12 protein-coding genes, 1 other RNA gene and 1 pseudogene are annotated in these 12,270 nt (G+C 53.6%); 5 read left to right on the top strand and 9 right to left on the bottom strand.

Features of this window, described 5'->3' with window-relative positions; all coding sequences use genetic code 11:
• Positions 1 to 490: 490 nt before the first annotated feature.
• From IM313_RS03435 to garL, 8 genes and pseudogenes are all read right to left on the bottom strand, one after another.
• Entirely contained in the window at positions 491 to 673 is a 183-nt protein-coding gene (locus IM313_RS03435; protein WP_192971926.1) for a CPCC family cysteine-rich protein, read from the bottom strand.
• 22 nt (positions 674 to 695) lie between these two features.
• On the bottom strand, positions 696 to 953 hold the full coding sequence (locus IM313_RS03430) for a bacteriocin immunity protein (RefSeq protein WP_226837552.1): 258 nt from the start codon (positions 951 to 953) through the stop codon (positions 696 to 698).
• Positions 940 to 1,146 (bottom strand): annotated as a pseudogene (locus tag IM313_RS22745) (HNH endonuclease); the annotation flags it as partial. The gene IM313_RS03430 and the pseudogene IM313_RS22745, both read right to left, overlap by 14 nt.
• A 46-nt stretch (positions 1,147 to 1,192) precedes the next feature.
• Positions 1,193 to 1,441, bottom strand: coding sequence for a bacteriocin immunity protein (locus tag IM313_RS03425; RefSeq protein WP_226837554.1), 249 nt, complete (start codon positions 1,439 to 1,441; stop codon positions 1,193 to 1,195).
• A 1-nt stretch (position 1,442) separates the two neighbouring features.
• Positions 1,443 to 3,098 (bottom strand): S-type pyocin domain-containing protein, encoded by a 1,656-nt coding sequence (locus IM313_RS03420; protein ID WP_193056085.1) that lies wholly within the window; start codon positions 3,096 to 3,098, stop codon positions 1,443 to 1,445.
• A gap of 566 nt (positions 3,099 to 3,664) precedes the next feature.
• Positions 3,665 to 4,041: RNase P RNA component class A (rnpB, locus tag IM313_RS03415), an RNA gene on the bottom strand.
• Positions 4,042 to 4,100: 59 nt separating this feature from the next.
• Positions 4,101 to 4,991, bottom strand: a complete 891-nt coding sequence (gene garR, locus IM313_RS03410) for a 2-hydroxy-3-oxopropionate reductase (protein ID WP_192971999.1) — start codon at positions 4,989 to 4,991, stop codon at positions 4,101 to 4,103.
• Between the two features lie 21 nt (positions 4,992 to 5,012).
• Entirely contained in the window at positions 5,013 to 5,783 is a 771-nt protein-coding gene (garL, locus tag IM313_RS03405; RefSeq protein ID WP_028014520.1) for a 2-dehydro-3-deoxyglucarate aldolase, read from the bottom strand.
• A gap of 358 nt (positions 5,784 to 6,141) precedes the next feature.
• On the opposite strand from garL, the gene garD reads away from it, so the two are divergent.
• Complete coding sequence (garD, locus tag IM313_RS03400; RefSeq protein WP_192971998.1) at positions 6,142 to 7,713, top strand: galactarate dehydratase; 1,572 nt, start codon at positions 6,142 to 6,144, stop codon at positions 7,711 to 7,713.
• A 48-nt stretch (positions 7,714 to 7,761) separates the two neighbouring features.
• Here garD and IM313_RS03395 read toward each other — a convergent pair whose 3' ends face one another.
• Positions 7,762 to 8,565, bottom strand: a complete 804-nt coding sequence (locus tag IM313_RS03395) for a DeoR family transcriptional regulator (RefSeq protein WP_045630709.1) — start codon at positions 8,563 to 8,565, stop codon at positions 7,762 to 7,764.
• 239 nt (positions 8,566 to 8,804) lie between these two features.
• Between IM313_RS03395 and kbaZ the strand changes: the two genes are divergently transcribed.
• From kbaZ to agaE, 4 genes are read left to right on the top strand one after another with little or no spacing between them, the layout of a single operon-like run.
• On the top strand, positions 8,805 to 10,112 hold the full coding sequence (gene kbaZ, locus IM313_RS03390) for a tagatose-bisphosphate aldolase subunit KbaZ (RefSeq protein ID WP_192971997.1): 1,308 nt from the start codon (positions 8,805 to 8,807) through the stop codon (positions 10,110 to 10,112).
• A gap of 19 nt (positions 10,113 to 10,131) precedes the next feature.
• Positions 10,132 to 10,605, top strand: a complete 474-nt coding sequence (gene agaV / locus IM313_RS03385; RefSeq protein WP_061096976.1) for a PTS N-acetylgalactosamine transporter subunit IIB — start codon at positions 10,132 to 10,134, stop codon at positions 10,603 to 10,605.
• A 10-nt stretch (positions 10,606 to 10,615) separates the two neighbouring features.
• Positions 10,616 to 11,395, top strand: coding sequence for a PTS N-acetylgalactosamine transporter subunit IIC (gene agaW / locus IM313_RS03380; RefSeq protein WP_192971996.1), 780 nt, complete (start codon positions 10,616 to 10,618; stop codon positions 11,393 to 11,395).
• The gene (gene agaE, locus IM313_RS03375; RefSeq protein WP_192971995.1) at positions 11,385 to 12,263 is read left to right on the top strand and encodes a PTS N-acetylgalactosamine transporter subunit IID; all 879 of its coding nucleotides are present in this window, start codon (positions 11,385 to 11,387) and stop codon (positions 12,261 to 12,263) included. The genes agaW and agaE overlap by 11 nt, the downstream gene beginning before the upstream one ends.
• Positions 12,264 to 12,270: the final 7 nt, after the last annotated feature.

Below are 12,270 nucleotides of genomic sequence, written 5' to 3'. Positions count from 1 at the left end.
TCATAGCCTGAATGTTTTTAATTTCAATATGTTTATATCAAATAAGAAAATATTTGCGATCGTTCAGTTAACATTCGCAACAAATTAACAATACTGTAAATTCACCATTTTTTAGGGTGAAATTTTGTGATAACGATCGTTTGCGGTAGGCATGGCGATGCCCGAAAGGGTCATGCAGTGAAATGTGCTTAATGTCGCAAATATGAGAATTGATGTCGTTTGTGCGAGTTGCCGGGTGGCGATGCACTTACCCTGCCTACAACCCCCAGAAAGCAAAAAACCCCGCCGAAGCGGGGTTTTTTAAGAAGTTGAAGCTGACCGATAAGGCGGCTTCGTTCGACTGTACGTCAGGCAACTACAGCGCTGAAGTTGTCTTGTGGCGCAGACTGTATCTCACTTTGTGTGACAGATAAAGCTGGTTACCAGACAAAAGAAAGGCCGGGAAAAATCCCAGTCGTCCAACTCACAGATTAAATCCTCCAAAGCAGGGTTACCCTACCTTTCGGCCTTGTCGGAATGCTTCGCGCGCTTCGTTCAAGCTCATGATATTAGCTCCACCAGCATAATCAGGATCACCGCTCTGAACTGAATCATTTTCCCAGTTACAGACAGGGCATAATTCATAACTTCTCTCTCCGCTAAACTCGAACTGCTCACAACAGGGGCATAACATCTTGGCCTCAAAAATTTGCGACTTATTCATCTCGAAAGCCGGGTTTTCCATTGGCTTTACGCCATTCTTTTATTTCTTGGATAATCGCTAGCGGTCCGCTTTTCCCTTCCTCCGGGTAGTACAACAAATCTGAGCCAGAAGGATGTTCGCAAAGCCTTTCAAACTCAGCTACAGCAGCCATATGAGCGTTTTCAGAGGGATAGGTATCTTGGTAGATGCCCTCAACAAAAGCGAGGAAATCAGCCTCGCTAAAATCAGTAATCTCTTTACCCATTCCCATTTTGTGCTCCTCGGTGAATTTCGATATGACGCTTAGGTGTTGCTACCCCTAAATTATCGACACCATAAACAGCGCCACCATTTTGAATTTCTTCAATATGATGAAGCTCATGCTTGCCCCTTAACCCAACCCTTTCCGATTTCCTGACGTAAGGCGCTCGACCATTCTTCATGGTAGCTAAACTACCTAGATCAAATTGTCTTGATGAAAGGCTGGGACAAACCGTTTACGAATGGAGCTTACTCTCCACGAAAGCCTGGCTTGCCGTTGGCTTTACGCCATTTCTGAACTTTTTCCGCAATAGCTTCAGGTGTTGCTTGTTCACCTGGTTCAGGATAGTAGATTAAATCAGAACCCGAGGGATGCTCTGATAGCTCAATGAACTGTTCCAAAAGCTCGTCTTGATGACTTTCGCCCCCTTCAGCACTAATAATTTCTGCAATTAACTCGATGAACTCGTTTCTTGACAATTCGCTTACACTTTTCAAGTTATGCTCCTTTATGGATATCAATGTGGCGTTTGGGGGTCGTGATACCCATATTATCCACATTGTACACATCACCGCCTTGGCTTACAGGCTTGATATGGTGAATTTCAAAAGCACGCCTTTTCCCAACAGTTTCTACAAACATTGTTCGTGGAGACATACCATATTTCATTCGGGCTAAATTGCTGGGGATAAATTTCTCTGATAGTTCAGGATCTTTACTGACCTCCTGCCAGAATGCTTCCCTGAAGTCGTCAAAGCTGGAGAAGGTACGCCCACGCAGTTTATCGGCTATCTGAGACGGGATCGGAGAGCCATTCCCCTGATTCGCATCACCTAACCATGTGCCAGTAACCTTCTGGCCTTTGCCTGTGACTTGTCCCGGATTGTTGCGAATATAGATATAAATTGGCGGGATGTCTGATACGGGCAGGATCAGAATGTAATCCGCGAAATTTTTTTCATCCGGTGCCGGAGTTGTTGTGCTGGTACTCTGAGTTCCATCCGGTAACGGGTTAACAAGGATGCTTTCCGGTAGCTTTGGAGGTGTCTGATTACCTGTGTTTGACGGAGCGTTAATACCGGAATGATCCGGGGTCCAGATAAGGGTAACGGGGTTTTCTTCCTCAGTGGTGAAGGTGTACGCCTCATAGCGGCGGTCCCATTCCATCTTACGGACTCGCACCATATCTTTACCCGGTGGCGTGTGATATCCACGCGGTACGGGTTTTCCGTTGATGTCATTCTCCCAGGTGTAACGCACGCGAGTAGGCGCTTCACGCATCTGTGCAAGGCGCATACGGTCGATGAAGTCCTGTTCTCCTTCATTGAGTTTGCCGGGCATCATGCCTACCAGGAATCCGGCAACGGAGGCACCTACGCCGCCAGCGGCGATTTCCGTAGCTCGTACCGCCCATGTTCCATATGTAGCGAATCGTCCGGCGACATGTTCCAGAACGCCAGCGCCTGCGGTGGCTGTCTGTGCTCTGGCCGCGCTGGCAGCGGCTGCGACTGCGGCCTGGTATTGCATCTCTTCGTGATTGCCGTTGAACCACTTATACAGGGCGCTACGCTTCTTCGGTTCAGGTACATCTTCCGGGGCTTGTGGCTTTTTCTTTGCCGTCTGTGCATGCTGTGGGGCATCTGAATCTGTTACGGCGTCAACAGCAGGTGCTGCCCGGAACAGGCCCATTTCTGCAAAATTAGTATGAGGTTCTTGTTGTTTACCTGCATCTGTATTCCCTGAACCACGCTCGCGGGATTTAGCGAAGACAGGGACAGGCCGCAGTACAGCAGGGCCAGCCGCTGGTGATGAATTTGAGGAAAAAATTGTCGGCGGTGTGGTTACCGTTATCGGTGCCGACGTTCTGGATTCGCTGCGTGATTCATAAGTTTGAACGGTTATCTGCGGGATGATTTTTGCATTACAGGGACAGCTGCTGAAACTGTCCAGACTGCCAGCAACAAGGCGACCATCCGTTTTAATCCATCCAATGCCACCGACGATGCGGTAAATATTGCCATCTTTACCGCATGTTACCCGGTCACCCATTCGGGCAACTGAAGTCCCATTGGTTCTTCTATTTGGCGCCCCTTCCAGTACACGACCGCCACAAGTGGTAAGGTCGTACAAATGAAGGATATATCCCTTAGCCATAATTCCCTCTGTCTAAAGCGCATCAATGCTCGTTTGATATTTATTATATAAATAGCGTTCACTCAATGTAATATTATCCTAATAAAAATGAAACATTAATCCATTTTATATATTCAATGAATGAGTTGATTCCTTTTATTCATGCAGCTATACATCGAAGGTTATACTGTAAGGACATTTCTTCGACCTGGTAATGAAGGTCAACATGTAAATACTGTTGGAATAACCCTTCGGAGCGTTCAAAACGTCGCCCAGGATGTCACCAGAAGAACTGGCGAAGGGCTATCGACCAAAGAGATCCTGAGATATATTCATCAACGTGAAGCTGATCAATTTTGTCAGCTCTCACATCTGCCACTCGCTCGCTCCTGACATAGGAGTGTGAATAATGCAATGGCGCGCTTTTTCAGGAGCCTGAAACGAGTGGGGGCGGATAATAGTTTATATAAACTTTGTAGCCATAATAACTATCGTTGCTGCGGAGCATTTTGGGACATTGCAACCGTTGGTGTATCCCATTTCTGCTTCTGAGCGCCTGAGATACACCAACGTATTGTTTTGGAATGAGTTGAAGCTGACCGATAAGCCGGGTTCTGTCGTGGACAGTCATTCATCTAGGCCAGCAATCGCTCACTGGCTCAAGCAGCCTACCCGGGTTCAGTACGGGCCGTACCATGTGAACCCCTATTTGGCCTTGCTCCGGGTGGAGTTTACCGTGCCACGGACTGTTACCAGCCGCGCGGTGCGCTCTTACCGCACCCTTTCACCCTTACCTGATCCCGCTTGCGCGGGCCATCGGCGGTTTGCTCTCTGTTGCACTGGTCGTGGGTTTCCCCCCCAGGCGTTACCTGGCACCCTGCCCTATGGAGCCCGGACTTTCCTCCCCTCCGCCCGTCTCCCCCGAAAGGGACGACGACGAAGCGGCGACTGTCTGGTCAGCTTCGGCGCGCAGTATAGAGGGTTTGCGCGCCGCTGTCACCCTCAGGTGCGGGCAAGATGCTATTAACGCGCCACTTCCACCTTCGCCAGTTTTTCGTAGTAGCACGCAATCGCGCTGTGATCGGCCGTACCCAGGCCATCCGCACGCAGCGCCTGCATCATCTCCATAACCGCAGCGGTCAGCGGCAGCTGTGCACCCACGCCGTGAGACGTATCCAGCGCGTTCGCCAGATCTTTGATGTGCAGATCAATGCGGAAACCGGGTTTGAAATTACGATCCATCACCATCGGCGCTTTGGCATCCAGCACCGTACTGCCCGCCAGACCGCCACGGATTGCCTGATAGACCAGGTCCGGATTGACGCCCGCCTTCGTTGCCAGCGTCAGCGCTTCAGACATGGCGGCAATGTTCAGCGCCACAATCACCTGGTTCGCGAGCTTGGTAACGTTGCCCGCGCCAATGTCTCCGGTATGCACTACGGAGCCCGCCATCGCCTTCATCAGGTCATAGTATTTGTCGAACACGGCCTTATCGCCGCCCACCATCACCGACAGGGTACCGTCGATGGCTTTCGGCTCGCCGCCGCTGACAGGCGCATCCAGCATCTCTACGCCCTTCGCTTTTAACGCCTCGCTGATTTCACGGCTCGCGAGCGGGGCGATAGAGCTCATATCAATCAGCACCAGGCCCGGCTTCGCACCCTCGATGATGCCGTTCTCCCCAAGCGCGACCTCTTTGACGTGAGGGGAATTTGGCAGCATGGTGATGATGACATCGCACTGCTCAGCAATGGCTTTAGGGGTAGTAGATGTTTCCGCGCCCGCCGCCATCACCTCAGCCACAGACTGTGGATTGTGATCGGATACCACCAGTGAGTAACCCGCTTTAATCAGGTTCTTACTCATTGGTTTACCCATGATCCCAAGACCAATAAAACCCACTTTCAGCGTCATAATCTGTTTCCTCAATGATGGTTATTTTTTAAAAGCGTCCGCTAATTTCTGCGTCGCTGAGCGGAACACGCCGAGGTCGCTGCCGACGGCAACGAACGTGGCTCCCCACTCCAGGTAGCGGCGAGCATCGGCTTCAACCGGCGCCAGAATGCCGCACGGTTTGCCGTGCGCTTTGGCGCGGGCAAAGATGTGCTGGATTGCGCGCTGTACGTCCGGGTGGCTGGCGTTGCCCAGATGCCCAAACGCCGCAGCCAGATCGCTTGGACCGACGAAGATACCGTCCACGCCGTCTGTGGCTGCAATCGCATCGACGTTATCAACGCCCTGCTGGCTTTCAATCTGAACCAGAATAGTGATGTTGCTATTGGACTGGGCGAAATAGTCCGGCACGGTGCCAAACATGTTGGCGCGGTGCGATACCGAGACGCCGCGGATCCCTTCCGGCGGATAGCGCGTTGAAGCCACGGCCAGCGCCGCCTGTTCTTCCGTTTCCACAAACGGGATCAGGAAATTGTAGAAACCGATATCCAGCAGACGCTTGATAATCACCGGCTCGTTAGTTGGCACGCGCACCACCGGAGTGCTGGGGCTACCTTTCAGCGCCATCAGCTGCGGAATAAAGGTGCTGATATCGTTCGGCGCGTGTTCACCGTCCAGCACCAGCCAGTCGAATCCGGCCAGGCCTAACACTTCGGTGCTGATAGGGTTTGCCAGCGCGGACCAACAGCCAATCTGAATCTGGTGCGCCGCGAGGGCAGCTTTAAACTTATTCGGGAAGATATCGTTATTCATCACTTAACCCTTTTTTAATTCCGCAGTTTTAGCCAGTAATATTTATTCCAGAACAGATTCTTTATATTTATTTCTCTGACTGAATGGTGGCGTTATAAAATCGTCATTCAGTATAATCGGCTCTACACGTCAGCACATTGTTTTGATGCTCAAGTATTGCGTTACATCTAAATGCTATTTTGAGCATATGCACAAAGCAGTGGGCGCTAATGCACAGAATCAAGGATTAGTCCGCCTGAAACGATCGCGATCACATTTTCACTTTTCTTCTCCTGACATGCTTTATTTCTACGTTAAGAAAACGATTATCCAACGAGTTATTTTTCATAGCTGAAACTTTGCCGGAGAAGAGTGAATAATGACCGATATTGCAATTAGAGAGGCACCCCCGACGGCGTTTTATATTAAGGTTCACGATACGGATAACGTGGCGATTATTGTCAACGACAATGGCTTAAAAGCAGGCACCCGCTTCCCGGACGGGCTGGAGCTGATTGAGCATATTCCGCAGGGGCACAAGGTCGCGTTGGTCGATATTCCTGCCCACGGTGAAATCGTACGCTACGGCGAAGTCATCGGCTATGCGGTAAGCGCTATCCCGCAGGGTAGCTGGATTGAGGAGTCGCTGGTGGCGCTGCCAGAAGCACCGCCGCTGAATACGCTTCCGCTGGCGACCCGCGTTCCTGAAGCTTTGCCGCCGCTGGAGGGCTATACCTTTGAAGGCTACCGCAATGCGGACGGTAGCGTCGGCACCAAAAACCTGCTCGGCATTACCACCAGCGTGCACTGCGTGGCGGGCGTGGTGGATTACGTGGTGAAAATCATTGAACGCGATCTGCTGCCAAAGTACCCGAACGTCGACGGCGTGGTGGGTCTTAACCACCTGTACGGCTGCGGCGTAGCGATCAATGCGCCCGCGGCGGTCGTGCCGATCCGTACTATCCACAATATCGCCCTGAATCCGAACTTTGGCGGCGAGGTGATGGTCATTGGCCTCGGCTGTGAAAAATTGCAGCCAGAGCGCCTGCTTCAGGGCACCGAAGATGTCAAAGCCATCCCGGCTGACGGGGCCAGCATCGTGCGTCTGCAGGACGAACGTCACGTTGGTTTTCGTTCAATGGTCGACGATATTTTGCAGGTAGCAGAGCATCATCTGGACAAACTCAACCGCCGCCAGCGCGAAACGTGTCCGGCGTCGGAACTGGTGGTGGGAACACAATGCGGCGGCAGCGATGCGTTTTCCGGCGTGACGGCCAACCCGGCAGTGGGCTATGCGTCCGATCTGCTGGTTCGCTGCGGCGCCACGGTGATGTTCTCCGAGGTAACCGAAGTGCGTGACGCCATCCATCTGCTGACGCCACGCGCAGTCAACGAAGAGGTGGGCAAACGCCTGCTGGAGGAGATGGCCTGGTACGATAATTATCTTGATATGGGCAAAACGGACCGCAGCGCCAACCCTTCGCCGGGCAACAAGAAAGGCGGCCTGGCGAACGTGGTGGAAAAAGCCCTCGGTTCGATTGCCAAATCCGGCCAGAGCGCGATTGTGGAAGTGCTCTCTCCGGGCCAGCGGCCAACCAGGCGCGGCCTTATTTATGCGGCAACACCTGCCAGCGATTTTGTGTGCGGCACCCAGCAGGTGGCCTCCGGTATTACAGTGCAGGTCTTTACCACCGGGCGCGGCACGCCGTACGGGCTGATGGCGGTCCCGGTGATCAAGATGGCGACGCGCACCGAGCTGGCAAACCGCTGGTATGACTTAATGGATATCAACGCGGGCACCATCGCCACCGGGGAAGAGAGTATTGAGGGCGTGGGCTGGAAGCTGTTCCATTTTATTCTGGACGTAGCGAGCGGGAGAAAGAAAACTTTCTCGGACCAGTGGGGATTGCATAACCAGCTGGCGGTGTTTAACCCGGCGCCGGTGACGTGATGGCCCCTCAGCCTTCCCTCTCCCCATAGGGGAGAGGGTAAAAAAATCTTAAACCAACACCACCTCAATCCCGCTTTTCCGTAATCCTTCCAGACTCTCCGCCGGAATACCTTCATCAACGATAATCATATCAATCCGTTGCGTATCAATGATTTTATGCAGGCTTGAGCGGTTAAACTTGCTGGAGTCGGTCACGACAATAATACGCTCTGCCACCTCGCACATTTTGCGGTTCAGGCGTGCTTCATCCTCGTTGTGCGTGCTCACACCGCGATCGAGATCGATAGCGTCGACGCCCAGGAACAGCAGATCAAAGTGATAATTCTGTAAGGACTGTTCCGCCTGGTCGCCGTAGAAGGACTGCGACTGACGCCGCAAGTGCCCGCCGGTCATCAGCAGCTCTACCCCTTCAGCTTCCAGCAACGCATTCGCCACGTTCATCCCGTTAGTCATCGCAATGACATCCGTGTGCTGGCGCAGCATACGAGCGATCTCAAAAGTCGTGGTGCCGGAATCCAGAATAATGCGGTGCCCCGGCTTCACCAGCGCGGCGGCGGCCTGAGCGATGCTGCGCTTCACCGCCGTATTGAGCGAGCTTTTATCCTCAACGGAAGGCTCGATGCCAGGCGCATTCCCTTCGCAGATCAGCGCCCCGCCGTAGGCACGAACGGCGATGCCCTGCTTTTCCAGAAACGCCAGATCGTTACGGATCGTCACCGTCGATACGCCGTACAGATGAGACAGATCGTTAACCTGCACGCTTCCCTGCGCCCGCAACCGCTGAATGATCTGCTCTCGCCTTTCACTGGTGCCGGTGATGCGCTTTTCTGCGGATGAATCGGTGCTGCTCATACGAGCTCCTTAATCAATATTCTTTCGTTTCATTTCGTTTTGCCTATTAACGCCTTTCCATTACGGGAATGCAAGCCCTGCATGGTGACGATACGCAAGCTGACACCGCGCTGAAACCTTTCATTATGTTTCTTTTGTGAAACAGATCGGAAAACTATTATCTTTCGTTTTATTTTTATATCACCATGATGCAGGATTAAATGAAACAAAACGAAAGATAACTATCATTACCATCCGAAATGGAGAGGAAAGTGAAATATCTGACAGAAATGGTGGAACAACATAAACGGGGGAATGCAAACGGGATTTATGCCGTCTGTTCCGCACATCCACTGGTACTTGAAGCTGCCATTCGTTACGCCCATTCACGCCAAACGCCGCTGCTGATTGAAGCTACTTCAAACCAGGTGGATCAGTTTGGCGGCTATACCGGCATGACGCCCGCCGACTTTCACGGGTTCGTCTGTAAGCTGGCGCAATCGCTTGGTTTCCCGACGTCGCAGCTGATCCTCGGCGGCGATCATTTAGGGCCCAACCGCTGGCAAAACCTGCCGGCTTTGCAGGCGATGGCGAACGCCGACGATCTGATCAGGCACTACGTGGCAGCTGGATTTAAAAAAATTCACCTCGATTGCAGCATGTCCTGTGAAGACGATCCGGTTCCTTTGACCGATGCGATCGTTGCCGGGCGCGCCGCGCGTCTGGCAAAAATTGCCGAAACAACCTGTCTTGAGCAATTTGGTGTAGCCGATCTGGTCTACGTTATCGGCACGGAAGTTCCGGTTCCCGGCGGCGCGCACGAAACGCTGACCGAGCTTGAGGTCACGACGCCAGAGGCGGCGCGCGCCACGCTTGAGGCACACCGCCACGCATTCGAGAAGGAAGGATTAAGCGACATCTGGCCGCGCATTATTGGCCTGGTGGTTCAGCCCGGCGTTGAGTTCGACCATGCGCACGTTTGTGACTATCAGCCACATAAAGCCGTCGCGCTGAGCAAGATGGTTGAAGCCTATGACACGCTGGTATTTGAAGCACACTCTACCGATTACCAGACGCAACAGGCGCTGCGCCAGCTGGTGAACAATCACTTCGCTATTTTAAAAGTCGGCCCTGCCCTGACCTTTGCCCTGCGTGAAGCGCTGTTCTCACTGGCCGCCATTGAAGAAGAACTGCTCCCGGCGAAAGCCAGCTCGGGCCTGCGTCACGTTCTGGAAAACGTGATGCTCGATCGCCCGGAATACTGGCAAAGCCACTATCACGGTGACGGCAACGCCCGACGCCTGGCCCGCGGCTACAGCTACTCCGACCGCGTGCGCTATTACTGGCCGGACAGCCAGATTGACGATGCCTTTGAACGACTGGTGCGCAATCTGGCAGACGAACCCATTCCGCTGCCGCTTATCAGCCAGTATTTGCCGTTGCAGTACAGCAAAGTTCGCGAGGGCGCTCTCAAGTCAACGCCGCGGGAACTCATCATCGACCACATTCAGGACATACTCCAGCAGTACCATGCCGCCTGCGAAGGCGTAACGACTCCACACGCATAATTAAAAAGAGGAAAACGCTATGCCAAACATTGTCTTATGCCGCATTGATGAACGCCTGATCCACGGACAGGTGGGCGTGCAGTGGGTGGGGTTTGCGGGGGCAAACCTGGTGCTGGTGGCAAATGACGAGGTTGCAGACGATCCGGTTCAACAAAACCTGATGGAAATGGTGCTCGCGGAAGGGATCGCCGTGCGTTTCTGGTCGCTGCAAAAAACGATCGACAATATTCACCGCGCCGCTGACCGCCAGAAAATCCTGCTGGTCTGCAAATCACCCGCCGATTTTCTGAAGCTGGTTGAAGGCGGCGTGCCCATCACCCGTATCAATGTCGGAAACATGCACTACGCCAGTGGCAAACAGCAAATTGCCAAAACGGTCTCTGTCGACGCGAACGATATCGCTGCGTTCAACGGCCTGAAAGCGGCCGGGGTGGAATGCTTTGTTCAGGGCGTCCCAACAGAGACCGCTTTGGATCTCTTTAAACTGCTTTGAGGGATTCACAATGGAAATCAGTCTGTTGCAGGCATTCGCGCTGGGGCTTCTTGCCTTTATCGCGGGCCTGGATATGTTTAACGGCTTAACACACATGCACCGCCCGGTGGTGCTTGGTCCTCTGGTCGGCCTGATACTGGGCGATCTGCATACCGGGATCCTGACCGGCGGTACCTTAGAGCTGGTCTGGATGGGTCTGGCGCCGCTGGCGGGCGCGCAGCCGCCAAACGTGATTATCGGCACCATCGTCGGCACCACGTTTGCCATCACCACGGGCGTGAAGCCGGATGTCGCCGTTGGGGTCGCGGTGCCGTTTGCCGTGGCGGTGCAGATGGGTATCACCTTCCTCTTCTCCGTGATGTCCGGCGTGATGTCACGCTGCGATCGCATGGCGGCCAACGCGGACACCGACGGCATAGAGCGAGTCAACTATCTGGCGCTGCTGGCGCTCGGCATTTTTTATTTCCTGTGCGCGTTTCTGCCCATCTACTTTGGCGCTGAACACGCGAAAACCGCCATTGCTATCCTGCCGGAACGTCTGATTGACGGTCTCGGCGTCGCGGGCGGCATCATGCCAGCGATCGGCTTCGCCGTGCTGCTGAAGATCATGATGAAAAACGTTTACATCCCTTATTTCATTATCGGTTTTGTCGCCGCGGCCTGGCTGAAGCTTCCGGTACTGGCGATTGCCGCAGCTGCGCTGGCGATGGCGCTGATCGACCTGCTGCGTAAATCGCCTGAACCGATGGCGCCCGCGGCCCAGAAAGAGGAATTTGAAGATGGCATCTAATCAAACCACCCTGCCGGGCACGTCTGTCAGTAAAGAGACGCTGCTGAGCGGCGTGAATGAAAACGTCTATGAAGACCAGACCATTGGCGCGGAGCTGACCAAAAATGACATTAACCGCGTGGCCTGGCGCTCCATGCTGCTGCAGGCCTCGTTTAACTATGAACGTATGCAGGCCTCCGGCTGGCTGTACGGGTTGCTGCCCGCGCTGAAAAAGATCCACACCAATAAGCGGGACCTGGCGCGGGCGATGAAAGGTCATATGGGCTTCTTTAACACCCACCCGTTTCTGGTGACCTTCGTTATCGGCATTATTCTGGCAATGGAGCGTTCCAAGCAGGATGTGAACAGCATCCAGAGCACCAAAATTGCGGTCGGTGCCCCGCTCGGAGGCATTGGTGACGCCATGTTCTGGCTGACCCTGTTACCCATCTGCGGGGGGATTGGTGCCAGCCTGGCGCTGCAAGGCTCCATTCTTGGCGCGGTAGTTTTTATCGTGCTGTTCAACGTGGTGCATCTCGGCCTGCGCTTTGGCCTGGCGCACTACGCATACCGAATGGGCGTTGCCGCCATTCCGCTGATCAAAGCCAACACCAAAAAGGTGGGCCACGCGGCCTCTATTGTCGGGATGACGGTGATCGGCGCGCTGGTGGCGACCTACGTCCGACTCAATACGACGCTTGAAATCAAGGCGGGTGATGCGGTCGTTAAACTGCAAACCGACGTGATCGACAAGCTGATGCCCGCGTTCCTGCCGCTGGTCTACACCCTGACCATGTTCTGGCTGGTGCGCCGCGGCTGGAGCCCGCTGCGGCTGATCGGTATCACCGTGCTGCTGGGCGTTGTCGGTAAATTCTGTCACTTCCTGTAAAAGCAAA

The organism is Enterobacter cloacae complex sp. P2B (genome assembly GCF_014895985.1).
Lineage (GTDB): Bacteria > Pseudomonadota > Gammaproteobacteria > Enterobacterales > Enterobacteriaceae > Enterobacter > Enterobacter bugandensis.
This window is presented reverse-complemented; position numbering and strand designations above follow the sequence as displayed.

Bases quoted from the DNA above. Each gene is read 5' to 3' on its own strand.
- IM313_RS03435 (WP_192971926.1), bottom strand. From the start codon at position 673: ATGTTATGCCCCTGTTGTGAGCAGTTCGAGTTTAGCGGAGAGAGAAGT.
- IM313_RS03430 (WP_226837552.1), bottom strand. From the start codon at position 953: ATGGGAATGGGTAAAGAGATTACTGATTTTAGCGAGGCTGATTTCCTC.
- IM313_RS03420 (WP_193056085.1), bottom strand. From the start codon at position 3,098: ATGGCTAAGGGATATATCCTTCATTTGTACGACCTTACCACTTGTGGC.
- garR (WP_192971999.1), bottom strand. From the start codon at position 4,991: ATGACGCTGAAAGTGGGTTTTATTGGTCTTGGGATCATGGGTAAACCA.
- garL (WP_028014520.1), bottom strand. From the start codon at position 5,783: ATGAATAACGATATCTTCCCGAATAAGTTTAAAGCTGCCCTCGCGGCG.
- garD (WP_192971998.1), top strand. From the start codon at position 6,142: ATGACCGATATTGCAATTAGAGAGGCACCCCCGACGGCGTTTTATATT.
- IM313_RS03395 (WP_045630709.1), bottom strand. From the start codon at position 8,565: ATGAGCAGCACCGATTCATCCGCAGAAAAGCGCATCACCGGCACCAGT.
- kbaZ (WP_192971997.1), top strand. From the start codon at position 8,805: ATGGAGAGGAAAGTGAAATATCTGACAGAAATGGTGGAACAACATAAA.
- agaV (WP_061096976.1), top strand. From the start codon at position 10,132: ATGCCAAACATTGTCTTATGCCGCATTGATGAACGCCTGATCCACGGA.
- agaW (WP_192971996.1), top strand. From the start codon at position 10,616: ATGGAAATCAGTCTGTTGCAGGCATTCGCGCTGGGGCTTCTTGCCTTT.
- agaE (WP_192971995.1), top strand. From the start codon at position 11,385: ATGGCATCTAATCAAACCACCCTGCCGGGCACGTCTGTCAGTAAAGAG.